This is a genomic window from Thermococcus sp. GR6 (assembly GCF_012027415.1).
Taxonomy (GTDB): domain Archaea; phylum Methanobacteriota_B; class Thermococci; order Thermococcales; family Thermococcaceae; genus Thermococcus; species Thermococcus onnurineus.
Window position 1 is genome coordinate 236523 of the sequence record NZ_SNUM01000002.1, and the last position, 21057, is coordinate 257579.

Annotated in this window: 24 protein-coding genes; 13 read left to right on the forward strand and 11 right to left on the reverse strand. The window is 50.9% G+C overall.

Features of this window, described 5'->3' with window-relative positions:
* Positions 1-7 precede the first annotated feature (7 nt).
* Genes E3E32_RS07455 through E3E32_RS07475 form a run of 5 tightly spaced genes read left to right on the forward strand, consistent with a single transcriptional unit; the run spans position 8 to position 5169 of the window.
* A complete protein-coding gene (locus tag E3E32_RS07455) occupies positions 8-886 on the forward strand; it encodes an alkaline phosphatase family protein (RefSeq protein WP_240910604.1) in 879 nt (292 codons plus the stop codon).
* A complete protein-coding gene (locus E3E32_RS07460; protein ID WP_167731205.1) occupies positions 883-1833 on the forward strand; it encodes a glycosyltransferase family A protein in 951 nt (316 codons plus the stop codon). Before E3E32_RS07455 ends, E3E32_RS07460 begins: the two co-directional genes overlap by 4 nt.
* Positions 1826-3097 carry a sulfatase-like hydrolase/transferase gene (locus E3E32_RS07465; RefSeq protein WP_370456367.1) on the forward strand — a complete coding sequence of 424 codons (1272 nt, stop codon included), beginning with the start codon at positions 1826-1828 and terminating at the stop codon, positions 3095-3097. Before E3E32_RS07460 ends, E3E32_RS07465 begins: the two co-directional genes overlap by 8 nt.
* Positions 3094-3978 (forward strand): glycosyltransferase, encoded by an 885-nt coding sequence (locus tag E3E32_RS07470; protein ID WP_167731207.1) that lies wholly within the window; start codon positions 3094-3096, stop codon positions 3976-3978. Before E3E32_RS07465 ends, E3E32_RS07470 begins: the two co-directional genes overlap by 4 nt.
* Positions 3979-4029: 51 nt before the next feature.
* Positions 4030-5169: a site-2 protease family protein gene (locus E3E32_RS07475; protein WP_167731208.1), complete on the forward strand. Its 1140-nt coding sequence runs from the start codon at positions 4030-4032 to the stop codon at positions 5167-5169.
* On the opposite strand, the gene E3E32_RS07480 is transcribed toward E3E32_RS07475, so the two are convergent.
* Positions 5166-5903, reverse strand: a complete 738-nt coding sequence (locus E3E32_RS07480; RefSeq protein ID WP_370456368.1) for a hypothetical protein — start codon at positions 5901-5903, stop codon at positions 5166-5168. The two genes, E3E32_RS07475 and E3E32_RS07480, sit on opposite strands and share 4 nt — an antisense overlap.
* A 97-nt stretch (positions 5904-6000) precedes the next feature.
* On the opposite strand from E3E32_RS07480, the gene E3E32_RS07485 reads away from it, so the two are divergent.
* The 3 genes from E3E32_RS07485 (at position 6001) to E3E32_RS07495 (ending at position 7993) form a co-directional block, all read left to right on the forward strand.
* Positions 6001-6978, forward strand: a complete 978-nt coding sequence (locus E3E32_RS07485) for a TIGR00269 family protein (RefSeq protein WP_167731209.1) — start codon at positions 6001-6003, stop codon at positions 6976-6978.
* Positions 6979-7078: 100 nt separating this feature from the next.
* Entirely contained in the window at positions 7079-7687 is a 609-nt protein-coding gene (locus tag E3E32_RS07490) for a hypothetical protein (RefSeq protein ID WP_370456369.1), read from the forward strand.
* 9 nt (positions 7688-7696) lie between these two features.
* Positions 7697-7993: a transcriptional regulator gene (locus tag E3E32_RS07495; RefSeq protein ID WP_167731210.1), complete on the forward strand. Its 297-nt coding sequence runs from the start codon at positions 7697-7699 to the stop codon at positions 7991-7993.
* Here E3E32_RS07495 and E3E32_RS07500 read toward each other — a convergent pair.
* Entirely contained in the window at positions 7980-9974 is a 1995-nt protein-coding gene (locus E3E32_RS07500; protein WP_167731211.1) for a DUF460 domain-containing protein, read from the reverse strand. The two genes, E3E32_RS07495 and E3E32_RS07500, sit on opposite strands and share 14 nt — an antisense overlap.
* Before the next feature lie 50 nt (positions 9975-10024).
* Positions 10025-10627 carry a pyroglutamyl-peptidase I gene (gene pcp / locus E3E32_RS07505; protein WP_167731212.1) on the reverse strand — a complete coding sequence of 201 codons (603 nt, stop codon included), beginning with the start codon at positions 10625-10627 and terminating at the stop codon, positions 10025-10027.
* Between the two features lie 61 nt (positions 10628-10688).
* Between pcp and E3E32_RS07510 the strand changes: the two genes are divergently transcribed.
* Together E3E32_RS07510 and E3E32_RS07515 are read left to right on the forward strand one after the other, a co-directional pair.
* A complete protein-coding gene (locus E3E32_RS07510; RefSeq protein ID WP_167731213.1) occupies positions 10689-11801 on the forward strand; it encodes an NAD(P)/FAD-dependent oxidoreductase in 1113 nt (370 codons plus the stop codon).
* 9 nt (positions 11802-11810) lie between these two features.
* On the forward strand, positions 11811-12161 hold the full coding sequence (locus E3E32_RS07515; RefSeq protein WP_167731214.1) for an ASCH domain-containing protein: 351 nt from the start codon (positions 11811-11813) through the stop codon (positions 12159-12161).
* A gap of 70 nt (positions 12162-12231) precedes the next feature.
* Here E3E32_RS07515 and E3E32_RS07520 read toward each other — a convergent pair whose 3' ends face one another.
* Positions 12232-13731, reverse strand: coding sequence for a carboxypeptidase M32 (locus E3E32_RS07520; RefSeq protein WP_167731215.1), 1500 nt, complete (start codon positions 13729-13731; stop codon positions 12232-12234).
* 156 nt (positions 13732-13887) lie between these two features.
* Here E3E32_RS07520 and E3E32_RS07525 point away from each other — a divergent pair, with 156 nt between their 5' ends.
* Complete coding sequence (locus E3E32_RS07525; protein WP_167731216.1) at positions 13888-14727, forward strand: carbohydrate kinase family protein; 840 nt, start codon at positions 13888-13890, stop codon at positions 14725-14727.
* On the opposite strand, the gene E3E32_RS07530 is transcribed toward E3E32_RS07525, so the two are convergent.
* The 5 genes from E3E32_RS07530 to E3E32_RS07550 all read right to left on the reverse strand — a co-directional run bounded on the left by E3E32_RS07530 (position 14724) and on the right by E3E32_RS07550 (position 18663).
* Entirely contained in the window at positions 14724-15149 is a 426-nt protein-coding gene (locus tag E3E32_RS07530) for a hypothetical protein (protein ID WP_167731217.1), read from the reverse strand. The genes E3E32_RS07525 and E3E32_RS07530 overlap by 4 nt on opposite strands.
* The gene (locus tag E3E32_RS07535; protein WP_167731588.1) at positions 15146-16372 is read right to left on the reverse strand and encodes a DUF58 domain-containing protein; all 1227 of its coding nucleotides are present in this window, start codon (positions 16370-16372) and stop codon (positions 15146-15148) included. Before E3E32_RS07535 ends, E3E32_RS07530 begins: the two co-directional genes overlap by 4 nt.
* Before the next feature lie 90 nt (positions 16373-16462).
* Positions 16463-17416, reverse strand: a complete 954-nt coding sequence (locus E3E32_RS07540; protein ID WP_167731218.1) for a MoxR family ATPase — start codon at positions 17414-17416, stop codon at positions 16463-16465.
* The gene (locus E3E32_RS07545; RefSeq protein ID WP_167731219.1) at positions 17385-17837 is read right to left on the reverse strand and encodes a hypothetical protein; all 453 of its coding nucleotides are present in this window, start codon (positions 17835-17837) and stop codon (positions 17385-17387) included. The genes E3E32_RS07540 and E3E32_RS07545 overlap by 32 nt, the downstream gene beginning before the upstream one ends.
* Positions 17824-18663, reverse strand: a complete 840-nt coding sequence (locus tag E3E32_RS07550) for a DUF4129 domain-containing protein (RefSeq protein WP_167731220.1) — start codon at positions 18661-18663, stop codon at positions 17824-17826. The genes E3E32_RS07545 and E3E32_RS07550 overlap by 14 nt, the downstream gene beginning before the upstream one ends.
* A gap of 69 nt (positions 18664-18732) precedes the next feature.
* On the opposite strand from E3E32_RS07550, the gene E3E32_RS07555 reads away from it, so the two are divergent.
* A complete protein-coding gene (locus tag E3E32_RS07555; RefSeq protein ID WP_167731221.1) occupies positions 18733-19227 on the forward strand; it encodes a DUF2118 domain-containing protein in 495 nt (164 codons plus the stop codon).
* 39 nt (positions 19228-19266) lie between these two features.
* Here E3E32_RS07555 and E3E32_RS07560 read toward each other — a convergent pair whose 3' ends face one another.
* Complete coding sequence (locus tag E3E32_RS07560) at positions 19267-19560, reverse strand: hypothetical protein (RefSeq protein WP_167731222.1); 294 nt, start codon at positions 19558-19560, stop codon at positions 19267-19269.
* 122 nt (positions 19561-19682) lie between these two features.
* Here E3E32_RS07560 and E3E32_RS07565 point away from each other — a divergent pair, with 122 nt between their 5' ends.
* On the forward strand, positions 19683-20174 hold the full coding sequence (locus tag E3E32_RS07565; protein WP_167731223.1) for a peptidylprolyl isomerase: 492 nt from the start codon (positions 19683-19685) through the stop codon (positions 20172-20174).
* Here the strand turns inward: E3E32_RS07565 and E3E32_RS07570 are convergent.
* Positions 20148-21053, reverse strand: a complete 906-nt coding sequence (locus E3E32_RS07570; RefSeq protein WP_167731224.1) for a type II secretion system F family protein — start codon at positions 21051-21053, stop codon at positions 20148-20150. The two genes, E3E32_RS07565 and E3E32_RS07570, sit on opposite strands and share 27 nt — an antisense overlap.
* Positions 21054-21057: the final 4 nt, after the last annotated feature.

The following is a 21057-nucleotide window of genomic DNA, read 5'->3' on the forward strand; positions in this document are numbered from 1 at the left end:
AAATAAAATGAAAAGGAGAATAGTCATATTGGGAATTGATGGCCTAGAATATAATCTTGTCGAAGAATGGAACCTCAGATATATAAAACAGAAAGCCTACACCAAAACAGACCTCTCAGATTTTGAGGTCATTGTTACCCCGCCGATATGGGCTGCGATGCTAACCGGAAGAAAAATCTCCGAGATAGAAGAACCATTCATAAAAAGACATAGATTCATTGCCCACAAAGGTAAGTCCAGCAAAGTAAAAGTCCCATGGTACGTAAGGCTGGGTTCAAGGATATTGCCCCTAGGAATAAGGAAAAAAATAGGGGAGGCAATAATAAAAAGAGTGACTGGAGATCCATTTTTAGCAACTTATGATTACCTTCTCAGGACGAATAAGCACAAAACTATCTTTGACTACTTCGACAAGACCTGGACGAACGGTGTCCCCTCCTACGGGAGTAACGTCTCGAATCCAGAAGTAAAGGCTGCCATGACAGAGGCCGTTAAGGGTAACCTCAAACCCCTCGTGGAATACGCAATGAGGACTTACGAGCAGGATAGAAAAGCCCTCTTTGAGGCGCTTGATGGGGACTACGAGCTCATCTTCTGGTACACACCCTTCCTCGACGAGATTTCCCACTTCTACATCAGGAAAAAGCTAAAGCTGATGAACCTCTACTTTGATGTGAACAAGCTTGTCAAAGAAGTCTCAGAGAAGCTGGACGAAGGTGATGTGCTTTACATAATTTCCGACCATGGAATGGAGCCTATTCCCGGCGACCCGCGCGGTGGGGATCACTCCGACCACGGCTTTTTCAGCAGCAACACTGGGGAGCTTATAGAGAAGCCCCAAGATTTGTTTAAGCTGGTCGTTGAGAAGGCGGAGGGGAAGAAGTGAGAAAACCGAGAAGTTCCCGAACAAATGGCTACATCATCGTAACTCCAGCAAAAAACGAGGAAAAAAATCTGCCTCTGTTAGCCAGGAGCGTCATCAACCAAAGCGTTAAACCAAAGCTGTGGCTTATTGTGAATGACAACAGCACAGACAGGACGGGAGAGATAGCGGAAGAGCTCTCAAGAGAGTTCGATTGGATTGAAGTCCTCCAACTCAGGGATAAAGTCACCGGCTATGACCTTAGATACAGGTATTCCATTGTCGTTAGAAAGGGATTCAGGCATGCACTCAAAATGGCCATAGAGCGAGGAACAGTCTTTGGCTACATCGGAGTTCTCGACGCGGACTTCATCCTCGAGAGAAGGTTTTTTGAAAAGCTGATTGACGCGTTCCACAAAAACAACAGACTCGGAATAGTGAGCGGGGGAGGGTACTACATTAGGAACGGCCGCTTGGTATGGGAGGGCACCGATCCCAAGAGACCAAAAGGAAGCCCGAGACTTTTCAGAAGGGAGTGCTTTAGAGAGGTCGGGGGATACAGAAGGGGCCCGAGTCCGGACACGATATCCCATTACCTCGCGAGGTTCCTTGGATGGGAGACGAGACAGGTAGTGGATGCAATCGCAGTTCAGCTCAGGGAGACAGAGGGCAGATTCGGCTTTTTGAGAGGTTACGAGATGCTCGGATGGTCAAACTACAAGCTCGGCGCCGCGTTTACCTATATACTTGCAAGGGCAGCTTTTCTCATGCTGGAGAATCCAGTAAAAGCCTATGGTCTCATAGCTGGATACCTAAAAGCGTTTAAAGCGGGGGAGAGAAGAATTGAGAACGGAGACCTCAGGGAAATGATAAGACGCGACCTTTCATTTAGGAGCAATCTCGAGAAGCTGAAGAGGATAAAGACAGCCACGCGAGATGTTCCCGTTAAGGAGAGTGGCCTCCGTGGATAAACCCTATGTGATCATAATAGTCCTCGATACCCTCAGAAAGGATTACTCCAAGGGAATAGAGGATAAACTGGTGAGAGAGTTCGGGTTCACAGGATACGAGAACGCAATAGCTCCCTCACCATGGACCATCCCGAGTCATGCATCGATGTTTACCGGTCTGTACCCTATATATCACGGGGTGCACGAGGGCAAGAAGAGGAAAGTGCCCGACGTGAGGTTCAGGGAGGATGGGACGTACCTGCACGAGGTTTTAGCTTCCCTCGGATATACGACATACCTCTTCACTGCAAACTTCTTTATCGGGCCAGACTTTGGGATAAAGGGCTTTTCCGAATTCCACGACACGCTAAAGCCCCTCATCGAGGATCGGGACAGAGAGGAGCTTAACAGGGTGCTCAAAAAGTATCAGCCCAAAAATGGGCTGGAGCTTGTCAAAGCCTTGATGAAAGAGAAGGAGTTCGTCCTGCCCTTCAAAGTCCTCTGGAGAATCATAAGCAGGTACGGAGAAGGGTGGCCAAAGGATAAGGGTGCAAAAGTTACGAACGAGCTCCTCAAGGAACTCAACTTTAAGGCTCCATCCTACATCTTCATCAACCTGATGGAAGTCCATGAGCCATATTCCCTTTTTGAAGGATTCACGGACGCTCCGGTGGTCAACAGACTCCTCGGGGAAGAGCCCGAGCTGGTGGAGAAGTGGAGGAAAGGGTATCCAGAACAGGTTAAATACCTTGAAAAGAGACTCGTGGAGATGCTCAACATCCTTCAGGAGAAGGGGGTACTCGAGAACTCCATAACCATAGTGACCAGCGACCACGGCCAGCTGCTCGGGGAATATGGGGGAAAGCTCGGGCACGGCGTTTTTCTCCATGACGAGCTTTTAAGAGTTCCTCTTCTCATCAGATTGCCCAATGAAGAACCCCCCGAGAAGGAAAACGGATACATCAGCCTTGCAAGGATAAAGCCCCTAATTTTAAGCACTATTCAAGGCAAGGAGTTTAGTCTTACATCAGAGTACGCCATAGCGGAGAGCTTTGGCACCCACTATCCGTATCCAAACCTGGCGGAGGATAAAAAGGAGCTCGTCCAAGAGCTTGAGAAGTACAGGCTGAAGCTCTACCACAGGGATGGCACGGCTGTCTTCAACGTTGAGGACTGGTGCTTTGAAGAAATAAACGCGGAGAACGAAGAAGAGTTCAGGAACATCGCCAAAAAGCTCATAGTCAAACACCTAAGCCTTTTCGCAGGCAAGGGGGTGGCCAAGTGAGGCCAGCTGTTTCCATCGTTATCCCCACATATAACCGAAACAAGCTCTTAACGCGGGCCATCGAAAGCGTTCTAAGCCAGGGATTCGACGACTTCGAGGTTCTCGTAATAGACGGTGCGCAAAGCAATTCAACGAGGGAACTCGTGCGCTCGTACGGGGATGGAAGGCTTCGCTACATTCCGCAGAGAGGAAAGGGGATAGCCGACGCGAGGAACCTCGGCGTTAAGAAAGCGCGGGGAGAGTACATAGCCTTTCTGGATGACGACGACCAGTGGCTTCCGGAAAAGCTCGGGCTCCAGATGGAGCTTTTTAAGAGCTTACCCTCCACATACGGCCTCATATACACGGCATTCAACTACTACTATCTCGAGAGAAACAAAATCCTTGGAACTAAAAAGCCAAAGGCTAGGGGCAACGTTTACCGCCACCTGCTGAAGGATAACATAACGGGAACGTCAACGATTATGGTGAGGAGGGAGTGCTTCAAACGGGCGGGCCTATTCAGAATGAGCTTCCCAACGTGCGAGGACTGGGATATGTGGCTCAGGATATCGAGAATATGTCTCTTCGAGGCTATCGACAAGCCTCTCGTGAACTACTCTATACACACTGGCCAGTTCTCCTTTGCCAAATATCTGGCCGGCAGGTACAGAATGATAGAGGCGCATGGGGACATAAGGCATGACCCTCAAGTTTTGAGCTACCACCTTCTCCAGATAGGCATTCTAAAGCTGTTCAGCGGTGACAGAACGGGTGGAAAGGATGTACTCAGGGCCTTCAAGCTTAACCCCACGATGACGGGCAATCTCCAAGATGTTCTCGGCTCTATTTTCGATGTGAGAACAAAGATATACATCCTGAAGTTCCTGAACAGACTGTGAGTGCGATTACTTTTTAAACTCAGCTCGAAAACGCTTTATTAGGTGACTCAAATGAACAGCACGCTCATCATGATAATCATTGGCATCCTAGCATTTTGGGCCGTGCTCTACGCCCTCTTCGGGAGAAAATACGATGAAGAGAATGAAGAGGGCTTGGCTGTTGACCTTTTCATAGCCATGTGGCGAACAAAGAAACTGTTAGGCTTCATAGACAATCTCGCCCATAGATGGAAGCGCTTCTGGAGGGTTTATGGAGATATAGGAATAGCCCTCGGCTTCCTTGGCATGGCCTATGTCTTCTACGCCCTCCTAAAGACCGCGATGAATACGATACAGACCGGAGGCGAGCAGGCTGGAGTCCAGCTTGTGATACCAGGCATTACGATTCCCCTCTCATACGGCCTGATAGCCCTTGTAGTTGTCATGGTCGTCCACGAGCTGAGTCATGGAGTAGTCGCAAGGGCTGAAAATCTGCCCCTAAAGTCAGTCGGCTTGGTTCTTCTCGCCGTAATCCCCGGTGCCTTCGTGGAGCCCGACGAGGAGGCCCTTGAGGAAGCCCCACTGAGAACGAGGCTGAGGGTTTACGGCGCAGGCTCGCTCGCCAACATAGTGACGGCTCTGATAGCGGTTCTCATAATCAACTTCGCAATAACCCCAGTTCTCCAGCCGGCAGGAATACTCGTCTCTGGAGTCCTTGAAGACGGTCCCGCTTACGGCGTTCTCCAGCAGGGGGATGTAATAATCGCAATGGACGGTCAGCAGATCAAGGACATGGAGCAGTTCATTAATTTCATGAACACGACTAAGCCAGGCCAAGTGCTGACAATCACCGTATTGAGGGACGGGAATGAAATAAACCTCCAGCTGAAGCTCGGGGCGCATCCGGATAACCCGGAAAGAGGTTATATTGGTATTTATCCAGCACCACACTACGTCTCAAAGGTAGGACACGAGGACATAATCTTTCCGCTGTTCTTCACGTTCTACTGGATATACGTGCTCAACCTTGGAATCGGCCTCATGAACCTTTTCCCACTCGTTCCATTGGACGGCGGCAGGATGCTCGATGATGTAGTCAAGACGTATCTGCCGGAAAATGTGGCCAAGCCCGTAAGGTACTTCACGATAGGAGTCGGATTGTTCCTCCTAGCGCTGAACCTGTGGCCGGCCTTAAGGGGTATTATGGGCTAAGATATCCTTATTTTACCTCCTTTTATCCGGAATTTATAAGCTCCCGGCTCAAAGTCAGGTAGTGGAGATTTTCTTATGATCATCTCTTCGTATTTCAGGTCACCAGAACGAAACTCGACAATATACTGACTGTACAATGCCAGCCAAGACATGTATCGTTTTGACACACGATCTTTGTTTAGCAACCAGATATTTATTGGTCTCTTCCTGTTTTCAGTTATTCTCGCGGTTTCTTTTAATGCAAAAATTTTCTGATTTATGCGGATTGAAGTACGTTCCCCCATTAGAAATCCAAATCCGTCGGATGTTACCACTAAACCCACCGGCCTCCTGTCCTTTACATCTTCCTTGAGCAACTGCCTGTAAGTCGCAACATACTTTGGAACGAAGGTAGATACATCCAAATTTGGTAAAGTACGCACGTAACGATGAGGGTATTTTAACTGGTCATATGACGCAAAGATGTCAATAACACCCAAATTTCCACGTTCTCCCTCATGATATATATCGATACCAGCAAAGTTTAGCTGCATATTGAGAGCAGAAAGAGGGAGGACAGTATTTATTATTACCCCAAAATCACCCATGTCCATCCTATTTTTTAGAATCTTAGCACCAAGGGTCCATCCGACAGAATATGTATCATAAACAATCAACAAAACGGAGTCTTCTAAAAGCCCACCACCTATGAGTCTATCAAGCTTCTCTATACCAGTGCTCAACACCGCCCCCACCAATACTTTTTTGATTTAAACGATATTAAATATTTTGATAGAGTAACTCCCAATGTGAATTTTTTTAAGCTCACGAGATTATCCACTTGGGGATAACATGAGATGCTCTAAATGCGGGAGACCAGCCGTCTACCATGCACGCTACACGGGAAGGTACTACTGCAAGAAGCACTTCAACGAGATGGTAGAGAAGAAGTTCAAGGAGACCGTTAAGAAGTACAGACTCGTAGAGAAGGGTGAGAGGATAGCCGTTGGCGTGAGCGGCGGAAAGGACAGCGTTGTTCTTCTCCATCTCCTTGCTAAGCTCCAAAAAAAGTTCCCCTTCGAGCTGGTGGCAGTGACGATAGACGAAGGAATAGCCGGCTACCGTCCACCGAGCGTGGAGATAGCCAGGAGAAACGCGGAGAAGCTTGGTATAGAGCATCGTATCTATTCGTTCAAGGAATACATAGGATTCACCCTCGACGAAACAGTTGAGATAATGGGAAGCTTTGAGAAGGGTGAAAGAGTCGGGGCCTGCTCCTACTGCGGAGTTTGGAGGAGGTGGCTTCTCAACTACGCGGCCAAAGATGTGGAGGCTGATAAGTTAGCCGTCGGCCACAACCTCGACGATGAGGTTCAGATGTTCATAATGAACATACTGAGGGGAGACATTGCCCGCTTGGGCAGAACCGGGCCTTACTACGAAGAGATCCATCCTGAGCTTGTTCCAAGAATAAAGCCCCTCCGCGAGATTCCCGAGAAGGAGATAATACTCTACGCAGTGCTGAACGAGATTGAAGTCGATTTGAGCGAGTGCCCCTACGCTGTCGAAGCCTTCCGCGCCGAGATAAGGGACTGGATCAACGAGATGGAAGAGAAGCATCCAGGAACAAAGTACCAGATTCTCAGGAGCTACGACAAACTCTTCCCTCTCATAGCAAAAACCTATACCAAACGGACGAGCGAGCTTAACCGCTGCAAGATATGCGGCCAGCCGACAACGGGCGAGATATGCAAGGCCTGCCAGTTCAGGTTACAGGTAGAGAGAAAGGCTAGGGAGAAGGGGCTGACCTTCAGGATAGAACAGGACTAAATACCATCCAAATTTGTGTGGAGAACTTTTAGTTGTTTTTCTGAATTTCAGAGTTTCGACCGGTTATAAATAGTTTCACCACCTAGTTCTAATCGAGGTGATGGATATGGAAGAGGTTCGGGAGCTTAAGAGTGTGCTTGAGAAGGTAGAGCGAAAGCTGATCGCCGCCGGAAAGATGTACGGTGCCCTGAACTTCGCGGTATGGTTGGCAATAATGCTCCTCTACTACGACATCCTGGCACTCCTTGATATACCATGGCAGTTCAACCTTGTCTACTGGCCGATTGCTTTTATCGTGGCGATAACATTCACAGGAAGGGTGTGGAAGAGGTTCGTCGAGATAGCAAAGGCAACCGGCAGAGAGGTGGAGTCCTCAAAAAGGGAGGGAATGCCCATTGCCTTCTCGTGGATTCTCGGGATAATTGTAGGCTGGATAGCAATTCCCCAGACGTCAATAGCAGTTAACGCAGAAGCGAGGCTTGCCGTCGGTTTCTTGAGTTTCATAACCATATCGATTGCAGGGATGTTCGCCCTCGTCATGAAAGGCGAGAAGGAGATGATTCCCGCATTCCTCATTCCGGGAATACACATTCCCATCGTCTGGAACATGGAGAACGGAGCCATGATTCTGGCCGGCTTCGTCGTGGCTTTAGGCTTCGCGGTCACAATACTCATCTACATCCACAACGCCTTCAAGGCCATCGAGTAGGGTGATAAAATGGAGCCCCTGCGGGAGCTGACGAAGAACCACGTCCTTGGAAATCCGATCAGGCTAGGCATCATGCTCTTTCTTCTGCCCAGAGAAAAGGCCTTGTTCCGAGATCTGCTCGAAGTCCTCGAGATAACGCCCGGAAACCTTGACTCACATTTAAAGGCCCTTGAAAAAGCCGGCTACGTTGATATCTACAAGGTAATCGCCGATAGACCTAGAACTGCAGTTAAAATAACGGAGAAAGGAGCAAAGGAAATAACAGAGTACCTAGCGACGTTGAAGAAGATCCTCAGTAGGATTTAGACTCGTCCTCAGCTTTTCTCATCAGCTCTTTGGCCCTCTCAATGCGGTATTCCTCGATAAGGCGGAGGAACTTTTCAGTTTCCCTCTCGCGGTCTTCCTCCCCCCACTTCGCCAAGAGTCCTTCGATGGCCTTCTCCAGTGTTTCCCTCTCCACGACGGCAAACTCGTCAACCCTCTTGACGTCCAGCTCTTCAGAGGTGAAAAATGGTACGTGAGCTTCTCTGAGAATCTCAGCGACGGGTTGAGGCAGGGGCTTCTCGGTTATCAGCGCACGGATTTTCTTTTCGATCAGAGACTCCGCTATGGCTTTTCCAGCTCCAGCGGGATTAACCACGAAGAGGACGTCACCCCTCCTTATGCCTATCTCCCTCTCAAGCCTCTCGAGCTCGCGCCAGCTGAGAACCTCCATGACCTTGAGCGGAACTGCACTTCCCCGTATCTCAACGACGTTCATCCGCTTAACTTGAGCCAAATCCCTGCTCAGCCTTTCAATTATCGCCTTGGCCTCTCTAAGTTCCCTCTCAAGCCTCTCTATGCGCTTGACCTTAGCCTCAAGCTCCCTCTCGCGGAGAACCTTCCTTCTGACCTCCTCGTCATAGTCAACAAGCCTGCGCTCGAGCCGCCCTATCGTCTTCCTCTGCTCCTTTATGATTTCCCTCAGCTCAGCGTTTTCCCTCTCGAGGAACTCAATCCTCTTTTCAAGCTCGCGAATTCTCTTCAGGTAGGGTTCGAGATCAACGCTCGGCTTTTCCTCAGGCTTCTCCTCTTCCCTCTTCGGCCTCTCACGGAGGGTTACGCGCTGCATAGCCTCGCCGAGGTTGTAGCCCTGAATCACAAGGGCCTTGACCTCATCCGCCTTTTTGGTCAGCCCTGCCTCCCGGAGCTTGGCCTCAACGTGCTCCAGCTTGGGTTTGAGGCGGAGATATGCCTTGTATGCCGCAGCCAGGGCGTCGCGCTGGTGATCGTCCTCAACGCTTACACCAAGGTTTCTCAAAAGCTCGTTTTTCTCCTCCACGCGGAGGCTCTCCCTCGGGACGAAGAGCTGGGCCTTGAAGGATCGAGCTATCTTCTCGACGAAACCCGGGGCTGGATTAACGTCGGTTGCCACTATCACCGGATGACCGACGTCGCTTATGAAGCGGAAGACCTCGCCGACGGGCATGTTCCTCTCGCTGTGGAGCGCCACTATGTTTCCGCTTAAATCAATAGCCGCTATTCCAACGGTTATTCCCGGATCTATGCCGACTATTATGCTCCTGCGCTCCTCTATGGCCCTCTCGCTCTTCAGAGGAGCAAAACCCAGCTCGGCCCTCTCGACAGGGTAAATTCTAACCTCGACGTCGCCGCCGCGCATGGGTCTTATTAAGCCAGCCAGCTCTTCCCTGCTGGCATAGACCTTGAACTCACCCTTTGCCAGGCCGTAGTCCTTCTCTTCAACTTCTAGATCAAAGGGGACATCGGCCCTCCTCAGCCTGTCCTCTATCTCCCTAACCTTGTCTCTAACCAGGTTGTGGACACGCTTTCTATAGCGATCCTGGCTCCAGCCACCCTTACCGTGGCTCCTCCCTCGCGTCACCTTGATTATGACCTCGTCCTCGAAAGCTAAAACCTCATAACCTATTCCTTTCGAAGCCAGAAGAGCGCAGACTTTGGCTTCTTCGTAGGGATCGAACTTGTCGGTTATTCTTATTCCCTGCTCCCTCGCGAGGCTTGAGAGGGAGCGCTGTTCTCCGGGCCTCCCGGTCACCTGGACGAGCTTCGTCCCGCTGGGTAGCGCCCGGAGGAACTTTCTCAGGTCGTCACCCAGCTCGGTAACGCTGTCCATGGCAACTATATCCGGTCTCTTGCTCTGGATGAAGCGGATTAAGCGGTATAGAGTGAACTCACCCTTTCTCTCTAGTCTGCCGTTGAACCAACTCACGACGGCAAACCTCTTTGGGTGCTCACTTATTATGTCAATTCCGAGGATTAGAATAGGCACCACCCTTAAGGGGTTTTGTAAAAAGTTGGAGAAGGGCCTTAAAAAGGTTATCAGGCTTTCAGCGAGGTTTTAATGATAACCTCATAGGCCTTCACTACCGTTTCTAAGGCCATTGAAGGCCTCGGCTTGTCGAGGGCCTGCTCATGGATGAAAGGCACGTGGATGAAGCCGGCTTTGGTTTCCATTCCTGCGACGGCTATCGTATGGAGGGCAGTGTACATAGCCGTGTTGCAGACGTAGGTTCCGGCGGTGTTTGAAACGGCTGCGGGTATCTTCGCCTCCCTCAAAGCCTTCACGATGGCCTTTATCGGAAGTGTGGCGAAGTATGCATCCGGTGCCCCCTCGAAAATCGGCTCGTCCTCCGGTGTGTATCCCTCATTGTCGGGCATCGTCGAATCCATGACGTTTATTGCAACTCGCTCTACTGTGATGTTCGGCCTTCCGCCGGCCTGGCCAGTCAAAATGACCACGTCGGGTTTCGTCTCCACTATGAGCCTCGGCAGAATTTCCCTGGCCCCTCTGAAGGTGACCGGGAGTTGGCGCTTTACCAGCTCGGCACCAGCTATTTTGTCCGGCAGCCTCCTGACTGCCTCCCACGAGGGATTTATTTCCTCCCCACCAAAGGGCTCGAAACCAGTAATCAGCACCTTCATGATGACCACCGAAAAGGTTAGGTTTTTAGGTTTAAAAACACACTCAGCTTGAGGGGTGAGAATGAGGTACGACGTTCTTATAATCGGTGGCGGACCCGTTGGCAATTATCTCGCTAACCTGCTCGCTAGGGACTTCAAAGTAGCGATGGTGGAGAAGAAGGGCTCCTTCGGGGGAAAGGCCTGCACCGGGATAATAGGGGCAGAGAACTTCGAGAGGCTCGGTCTCCCGGAGGAGGCTATCATCAACAAGCTTAGGGGGGCAGTCTTCTACTCCAGAATACAGAGCTTCGAGATAGAGAGAAAATCACCGCAGGCTTACCTTGTCGACAGGAAAATCCTTGAGAAGAGCCTCGCCGAGAGAGCCGTTAGGAGGGGAGCCGACTATTACATGAGCACAACTTTCTTAGGCTTCAAGAACGGAAGGGCAGTTCTTCAGAGGTTCGGCGAGAGGTTTGAGATCGAAGCTGGCTTCTACGTTGGCGCCGACGGCGTGAGCAGCACCGTGGCAAAAGCCATTAGAGCTCAGACAAAGGCGGAGTTCCTGAGCGGCTACGAGGTCGAGGTCGTTGGTGAGTTCAAGCCTGACTTCGTAGAGGTATGGGTGAACAAGGACATCAACGAGGAGTTCTTCTTCTGGGTGGCGCCGGTAAACGAGAGTCTGGCCAGAGTCGGAACCTTCGGAAGCCTTGAAGCACTCTACAAGTTCCTCAAGATCCGGATGCTCAAGCCGACCTCAGTTGTTGAGTTCAAGGCGGGATCGGTTGGCTTTGGAGCAAGAAAGCCATGGGTCCGGGGCAACATCGCTTTAATCGGTGACGCGGCACTCCAGATAAAACCCACAACTGCTGGAGGAATAGTCTTTGGGATGATCTGCGCCCATGCCCTTAGAAGCGCCCTTCTCGAAGGCAGGCCCGAGGAATATGAAAAGCTGTGCAAGAACATAAAGAGACAGATATCCTTCGGGCTTCGCTTCAGGAAAGTCTTCAGGGGCCTGAGTCAGGACGACATCGAAAAGATTTTTGAGGTTCTCGGAAGTGAGGAGGCAAGGGAGGTAATAGAGAGTCATGCTGACTTCGATGACCATGTTAAGACCACCAAAGCCATACTTAGACGGCCAAAGCTCCTCGCGAAGCTCCTGAGGATAAGCCCGAGCATCGTCAGGTACCTCGTGTGAGGTGGGAGTATGGTAACGTGGAGAATGGGTCTTCAGGAGGAGTACCTCAAGGCGATAGCCGAGGGCAGAAAGAAGGTCGAGGGAAGGCTCTACGACGAGAAGAGGCAGGGGATAAAGCCGGGCGATACGATAATCTTCGAGAACAAGCTCATGGTGGTCGTGAAGGACATCAGAGTTTACTCCTCCTTCAGAGAGATGCTGGAGAAGGAGGGTCTTGAGAACGTCTTACCAGGGGTAGAGAGCATCGAGGAAGGTGTGAAGGTTTACAGAAAGTTCTACAGCGAGGATAAGGAGAAGAAATACGGTGTTGCGGCGATAGAAGTCGAGCCAATGGGATGGATCGGAGAAGAGAATCCATAACCCATGAGAAGTACGTCAATCCAAAATTTCTTTAGAACTCAAACACAAACAGAAAAAGAAAGGAGAAACCTCAGAGGTACCTCTCCTTCACCCAGCGGACGAAGTACTCCGGGTTCAGCTCCTCGCCGATGGCTTTCTTTAAGAGCTCCTTCGGTGGGTAGATGCTGCCCCAGCGGTGTATCTTCTCCCTCAGCCAGGCCTTGATGGGCTCGAACTCGGCTCTGGCAACCTTCTCCTCGAAGTCCGGAATGTCCCTCTTCATGTGGTAGTATATCTGCGCTGAAAGGAGCGTTCCTATGCTGTAGGTCGGGAAGTAGCCGACAGTCCCGTGAGCCCAGTGGATGTCCTGGAGTATTCCCTCGGTGTAGGTCTTGGGCCTTATGCCGAGGAGCCTCTCCATCTCCTCGTTCCAGAGCTCGGGGAGGTCTTTCGCCTTGACGCCCTCGTTGAGCATCATCCTCTCAACCTTGAAGCGAAGGAGTATGTGGAAGTTGTAGGTTACAACGTCGGACTCTGTCCTGATGAAGTCCGGCCTGACCATGTTGAAGTAGAGGTAAACATCCTCGGGCGTGTAGTTGGCCATGAACGGCAGGTTTTCCTTGAGCACGGGGTGAATCAGCTCGGCGAACTCCCTGCTCCTTCCGATTACGTTCTCCCAGAACCTGCTCTGGCTCTCATGGATTCCAAGGGAGACACCTCCAGCGATTGGGCTGAACATGAAGCGCTCATCCTGCTGGAGCTCGTAGAGGGCATGACCGAACTCGTGGACGGTGCTCAGTATGGTCCTCCTAAAGTCGTAGCCCTCGTATCTGGTCGTTATCCTGACGTCCCTTATGCCAAACTCCGTGGTGAACGGATGGGCCGAGACGTCAAGCCTTGAGCGGACGCCGAGCGGAAAGCCGAACTTCTCCAAAATCCAGAGGTTAACGCGCTCCATCTGCTCCCTCTCGTACTTCTCCTTTTCGAGCGGGTGGCTCTGCGGAACCTTTCCCTCATCCATTATCTTTTCGAGAAGCGGCTTAAGCTCCTTCTCCAGCTTTTTGAACATCCTTTCGACGTCTCTGGTGGTTGTTCCCTCCTCAAAGAGGTCGAGCAGAGCATCGTAGGGCTCGTCCTCGTAGCCGAGATAGTCAGCGGCCCTCTTGGCGAGGTCTATGATTCTGTCGAGCCAGGGCTCGAACTTGGAGTAGTCGTTGGTTCTTTTAGCCTCTTCCCATGCTTTCGTTGCCTGGCTCGTTACCTCGCTCATCTCCCTGAGGAACTCGGGTGGGAAGGACTTGCTTATCCTGATTGAGCGGTCGAGAACGCGAACGACGCCGCGCTCGTACTCGTTGAGGTCTTCGATTCCCTTCGCCTTCTCGACGAGCTCGACGAACTCAGGCTTGAGGAGGAACTCCTGGCTGAGAACGCTCAGCTCGCCCTGGGCAACAGAGCGCTCGAGTATGCCCTCTCTAGGCATGTTAACCTCCATGTCCCAGCCAAGGACGCTCCGGGCGTGGCTAATGGCCCAGATGCGCCTGTACCTGGCGAGAATCTGCTTGATGGTTTCGTTCTGGAAGATTTCCTCCATGGCAACCACCCCACTGTCTTTGATTCAGCATTGGAATTAGGCTCTTTTAATCTTTTCGATGAGCATCTAAACGAATGGGTAGAAATCGATTACTCAACCGGAAATCGCTTAAAGACCGGTTCATAATGATGGCCAAAATAAAAAGAGAAAATGGTGATGAGGATGGACCTCGTCGTGCTCGGTCATGTCTCAATAGATCATCTCAGGTTTCCGGGCAAGGAGGAGATACTCCTTCCGGGAGGAGCTGCAGCGGCAGTGGCGACTTCTGCGGCTCTAGCAGGGGCTAAGGTGGGCCTCGTTACCAAGGTGGGGGAGGATTTCCCGAAGGAGTGGCTGGAGAAGCTCTCATTGATCCTTGACGTTAGAGGCGTTCAGGTTCTCCCGGGAAGGACGATACATATCTACATGATATACCATGAGGACGGAAGCGTGGATGCACCCGTTGACATGGGAGTTGCCCAGGCCATGGGGGAGACGCCCATTCCCGAAGAATATCTCAAAGCCAAACTCTTCCACATAGCCCCCATTCCCCCAGAGGAACAACTGAAAGCCATCAAAAGGCTCGAAGGGAAAAGGATAAGCATTGACTTCAACCCGACCTACATGGAGGACTACAAGAGGAAAACCAAACTTATGAAGGAGATAGTCTCGCGCGTTGAGGTTATCTTCCCCAACGAGAGGGAGGCGTTAACGATAACGAAAGCCGAGACCGCGGAGGAAGCCGCAAAGATTCTCCACGACTGGGGCGCGAAGCTGGTGGTCATCACAAGGAGCGAGAGGGGAGTTTTAATCTACGATGGAACCTTCAAAGAGTTCCCGGCACTCCCAATAAGTCCCGAGGAGATAGTGGACCCGACCGGGGCTGGAGATGCATTCGCGGGTGGCTTCCTGGCGGGATACTCGAAGGGAGCACCGCTCGAGGAGTGCGTTAGAACGGGTCTTGAGAGAGCCCGCGAGATCCTCAAAAAGATGGGGAGCTGGAGCATAGAGGTTTAGCTCTCAGCAACGGCCTTCGCGAAGACGTACAGTGCTATGAGCAGGAAAGCGGCCAAGGCAGTAACCTCGAGCCTCGGAAGGGCAGGGGAGATGCTCTCCATGAGGAGATAAGTTGGAAAAGCCAGCACCACCGCAGCTAAGACGACGAAGTAGTGCTCCTTTGGAGCCCTCTCCCTGTCGAGGTAGCCCATCTCGATGGCCAGAAGGGTTAGGGCAATTATCGCGAGGCCGTAGAGACCGCCGGTGCGCGTGTATATCAGGAATGCTCCAATGGTCACGAGGAAGAGAGAGCCAATGAAGTACCACTGGATTCCCATGAGGCCGAGGGGGATCAGGAAGAGGATCCTACCGTCAATCCTCACCAGCAGCGCAAAGAGAAAAACCAATGGAATCATTGAAAAGAGCCGCCTCTTTATCTTCATAGGCTTATCACCTCTGCTATCGCGGACTTGAGAGGCTTCCTGACGTCCCAGTCAATTACTATTCCATAGGCTGCCATCTTTCTGAGCATGGCCTTTCTCTGAAGGCTGAGAAGCTTCAATGCGAGCTCCTCTTCCCTACTCTTTGGCTCAAGGGCCGTGTATGGGTTGGGACTTATGACAACGACGTTGTAGCCGTACCTTGCCATGATTTTAAGCGCCTCCCTGCTCTCTTCTGCCAGGAGGGGCGAGAAGTATAGCAGCTGAGCCCTCGCCGGAAAGCGGGACTTTATGAGGTGCTCAACCTGGTAGGCAATCAGGTTGTTCTTGTCCGGCTTTGCAGTGCTGAGAAAATCAACACACTTGAAGAAGTGCCTCTTTCCGTAGTCTATCCGGACCCAGAGGGGGACTTCTTCAGCTAAGAGCAAACCGAAGCTCGTGCCGTTGTTGAGGGCATTGAGCATAAGCGAGGCAGCAGCACGGACGAGATAGTCGAAGACCAGCTCGCCCGTGTAGGAGGAGTCAACGATGAAGATGACGTCGACTTTCCTTTCGCTCTCGTACTCGTTGGCCATTATCCTTCCAGTCCTTGCAGTGGCCTTCCAGTTGATTATCTTGAGCGGGTCACCGGGCTGGTACTCCCTTATAGCGTGGAACTCAACGCCTTCGCCGACTCTTGGCGATGGCAGTGGACCGACAGTTATCTTCGTTCCCCTCGTGGAGTATGGGGTGGGGACGTCCTCTATGATGGGGACGCCAACGATTTCAGTGTAGAGTTCAATCTTCTTATCAACCTTGAAAAAGCCGAAGGGATCACGGTAGCTGAGACCGACCCAGTTGAACTCGTGGATACCCCTCTTTACCCTAACTCTATATCTCAGGATTCTCTCCTCACCCTTCTTTAGGGAAATCACATACTCCTTGCTACCCTCTACAAGCTCAAGCCCTTCTGGTATGTTCTCCACAAGCTTAAGGCTCGGAATCCTCTCGCGGGACTTTATCCTGAGCTGGATTTCGACTTCGGTACCCTCCAGAAAACGGTCGTGGGGAATAATACGCTCTATCTCAACGTTCAGGCTGGGCTTGAAGAAGAAAACGGCTATGAAGAGCAGCCAGAGGATTGGAAGAGTAAGGTAAACCATCTCCCAGCGGAGCAAGAGAAAGGCCAAAAGAACGATGAGCCACAGAGCTATGAGTATCTCCTCAGCCTTCTCTGTGGGCATCATTCTCCCAGCTAGTCCTGCAGGCTTTTCCCTGCCCTTGACGTCTATTGGGGTCTGGAGTATTATCTCCTCAGCCTCGACCACTCTTCCACCTCACTCGAACTTGGGAACGGGAACGCGCTCAAGGAGTTTCTCCATGATGCTCTCCTGGCTGACCTTGGTGTACCAGAGCTCGCGCTTGAGGATAAGCCTGTGGCTCAGGGCAGGAACAGCTATAGTTTTAACATCATCTGGAATCACGTAATCCCTACCCTCGAGTGCGGCATAGGCACGGGAGAGCTTGAGGAGGGCAAGGCTTCCCCTCGGAGAGGCGCCAACCTCTATCTCCTTTCTGTCCTCCCTAGTGGCGATGACGATGTTCGTTATGTACTCAAGGATGGCGTCGCTGACGTAGACATCTTCGACTACCCTCTGCATCTCCACGACTTCCTCGGGAGTAAGGATGGAATTTATATCTACCTCCTCCTTCTTTCTAGCCATCCTCCTGCGGAGTATCTCTATTTCCTCCCCCCTGCTAGGGTAGCCAACGCGGAGCCTGACCAAGAACCTGTCGAGCTGGGCCTCTGGGAGCGGGTAGGTTCCCTCCTGCTCTATCGGGTTCTGCGTTGCTATGACGATGAAGGGCTTGGACAGCTCGTAGGTCTTACCCTCCACTGTGACCTGTCTCTCCTGCATTGCCTCAAGGAGCGCACTCTGGGTCTTCGGTGGGGCACGGTTTATCTCGTCAGCGAGAAGGATGTTGGTGAATACTGGCCCCTTCTTGAACTCGAACTCGAGCGTTTTCTGGTTGAAGACGCTCACGCCAAGAATGTCACTTGGAAGTAGATCTGGAGTGAACTGAACGCGCTTGAAATCAAGACCCAAAGCCTTGGCGAAGCTCTTCGCCATCAGGGTCTTTGCGAGACCCGGAAGATCCTCGAGCAGTACGTGGCCATCAGCGAGTATCGTTGTCAGGATTAACTTGAGCACCTCGTCTTTTCCTACTATGGCCTTCTTGACTTCTTCCAAGACCAGATTACCCTTCAGGCTTACCTCTTCTACCTTCATTTAGATCAGCCTCCACAATCGTTAGGGCCTTCTCAAGATTATCAAGAAAGTCGCCCTCAGAGCGGAGAACCCTGAGAGCCTCGTTGGGGTCAGAGTTAAGGTGGAGGTATGTCTGATTGTAGTCCTCTGAAAGGGTGGCGTATATCTCGATTATCTTCTCTTCTATGAGGGCCCGCGCCACCTTCCCGCTCTTGGCCTTCTCTATCAGGGCAACGGTTCTCTCAACGTCCGTTTTCCTCTCAACCTTCTTAACCCTCTTGAACTCCGGTCTTGCAACCTGAAGCTCAACGCCAAAGAGGAAGAAAGCGAGCAGTACACTAAGGAAGAGCACGGAGAGCCACCTAACCATATACGAACCGGCAGTTACTGCAATCAGTACTGGGATAGCAGCCAGCGGAACGAGGTATTTATTGAGCCTCACTCAGCCCACCCCTCATCTTCCTGTAAACATCAAGCGCTCGTTTTGCATCGTCCCAGGTTACCTTCTCCGGAGCGTACTTGGCCTTTTCGAAGAGCCTCGTGAGCTCGACGAAGGCGTCGTGCATGTATTTAACACGCCCGGCGTGCTCCCAGTGAGTCCAGCTCTCCCTGTAGGGAATACCCAGAACCTCAAGCCAGAGAACGGCGTTCTTGTATATACCAACAACAGCCTCCCTCGGGTCGCTGAACATCTCAAGGCCAATTTCGTCGAGCTTTTTATCGAACAGCTCCGCCCTGAGCTTCATCTCTTTTCTCTTCCTCTTCTTGAGGGCATCTCTATAAATGAGCACAGTTGTGTAGACAAAAACAGCGATCCCTGCAATGAGCACTAGGTAGAGGACGTACTGAGAGGGGAGGGACTCCCTAGCAGGGGTGAGTGTGGTAGTGTTGTTGTAATAGATGGGGACAGGTGAGGCGGCCGAGCCATTGACAGTGGTCGTGTTGTTCACTGGAATCCTGATCCTGGATATCTCCCTGATGTATCTGCCGATAATCAAGGTCCCCATCCCGGCCAGTGCCCAGACTATGTAGTAGATAAAGGACTTTCCAGGACTCCTCTTGAAAACGGCGAATGGATCCTTCCAGCTCAGGACGACTTCAATCGCGAATATCAACACCAAAAACGCAAGAACAACCCCCAAAACACCCGACCACTGAGCTTCACTACCTCGAGAAATCTCCGAAGTGGCCGAGCTGTAGTTGAGCATGAAGGTCATCAATGAAAATAGCAGTCCAAAGAGGGCTAGGAATTTTACCCTGGTGGACATTTTTATCGGGCGTAGTATGGAGGGCAGGTTTAAAAACTTTTACCCCCAGGTAAAGGTCAGGTGATATGTATGGAAAGGATGCCAAAGCTTTACGTTGAAGCCCCCAAGGAGGTGTGTATCGAAAACAACAAGGCTTCGAGGGACTGTCTCATCATAATGAACAACGTTGAGGTATGGTTGAGGAAGGGCGAGAGCGTTCCAGAGTTCATCGACGTCGAGAAGGCCAAGCTCCTCGCCAAAGAAGTCTACGACAGGTTCTACCTTTACGTGAACAGGCTCGAGGGCAGGATGGAAGTGGATGCCGTCCTTGTGCTCCCAGACGGGAGGACAAGAATATACCTAAGGAAGGGCGACGAGCTTCTCCTTCTCCCGGTCGAGGGCTACACTAAGACCCTCATAGCCAACGTGGGCAATCGCGTCAGAACCGGCGACGCCTTCGCAGCGGTAACGACAAAGAAGGGCGAAGTCCACTATCTCAAGCCTCCCAAGACAGGAACGGTTGTCTTCATTGACGAAATAACCAATAGACCGCACTACGTCTACTACATTCTGCCTGAAGAGTAGTTCCTCCCTTTATCTAAATTTTTAGACGTTGGTGGAGGTTCACTCTTCCATCCCAGCTATCATGGCGTCTATGCTCGACTTAAGGGCAAGTTTTATGCCGTCCATTGGATCCAGACCTTTGATGGTTCTCGTATTGTTTGCGCTTGTTATTATGAGGGACCACTGAAAAATGCCCTTCTTAAGCGGCCGGCTCTGAAACATGGCTATAAACTTCTGCTCATCTTTCGAGACTTCAAGAATCTCAACATCTGTGTCTCCAAGCTTTGTGGCGTAAACCTCCTTGATCTGGAGGTCCTTATACTCCTCCCGGAGTCTATCTGAAAGACATCCCATTTCGTATACCCCAACTTGGAATTAACTTGTTATTCTTTATATATATTACCTCGCTTCGTTAATAGAAATCGTTATAAGGGCGTGCGTCCACTCCTACTGAAGCACTTTTGGAGTTGAAGGAAATGAAAGTAGAAGTTGGAGATTTTGTGGTGTTCAACTACATCGGAAGATTTGAGGATGGAGAAATTTTTGACACGAGTTACGAGGATATCGCAAAGGAGAACGAGATATACGTGGAGGAGAGGGAATACGGGCCCCTCGGAGTTAACGTTGGTGTTGGTGAGATAATACCCGGTCTCGACGAGGCACTTATCGGAATGGGGATTGGTGAGAAGAAGACCATCACCATACCACCCGAAAAAGGCTACGGCATGCCAAACCCGGAACTAATCATTGAGGTGCCCATAGCCGACTTCTCAAGCGCTGGCATAGAGCCCATCGAGGGCATGTACGTAATGACCGATTCAGGAATAGCTAAGATAGCAAAGGTTGGATCGGATAACGTTACCCTCGACTTCAACCACCCGCTCGCGGGCAAGACCCTTGTCTTTGAGGTCGAGATAGTGGACATACAAAAGGTTAAAGAATCAGAGGCCTCCGATCTGGAAGTTTGATGCTCCTTGGAATATTACAACGCCCATTACCACAAGCAGCAGGCTGTATTTAAGGCCTGCTGAGAACTTTCCTTCTCTTATAACGCCAATTCCAAGGCCAGAGACTATCGCCTGTAGGATGACAAAGCCAAGAAGTATCGTTTTTATAGTGTCTATTGGGAATGTAATTTCTCCAGTGCTCATAGCTCCCATGACCTGAGAGACTATGCCAAGGATTAGGGGGCCTATGAATCCACTCGTGACTATGAAAAACATCACCTGCATCCCTGTTGAGGCCTTACGCTCCTTTTTGATTCTGAGTATTTCTCTGACGTCGTTTCCAACGAAGACAAGGATATCACTCATAGGGGCACCCCTTTCAATGGCCTCAATGATAATCATCATGGATCTGTAGATAACAGTGGACTTCCTGTTCCTTATGGCAAACGCTCTGAGGGCTTCGACAGTTGAACGGCCCTTCTTTATCTCGGCAACAGTTTTCTTGAACTCCTCTGTTAATGCACCAAACTTGGCCGTAGTGAGCTCCTCAAGTGCCTCAGAGAAGGATATACCCGCCCTGAGGGAGCTTGCCAGATAGAAAAATGCATCCGGAAGCATCTTCTCCATTTCCTCAATACGCTTGGTTATTTTCCAGTAGGGATAACCAAAGGCCATCCCAAGAAACAGCGCCAAGAACGCAGCGAGTGCATAGAGTTTAGTAAGGAACAAATCAACCACGAGGGCTCCAATTATCCCTACAAGGAAAGACACAACTAGATACTCGACAGCCAGGAAGTTTATTCCAGCGGAGTATATAAGTACTTCATAGCGCTTCAACCACATCTTTGGAATAAGCCGTTCAATAAGTCGTGTTGAAAGTGATGACAGTCTTCGGGGCATCTTT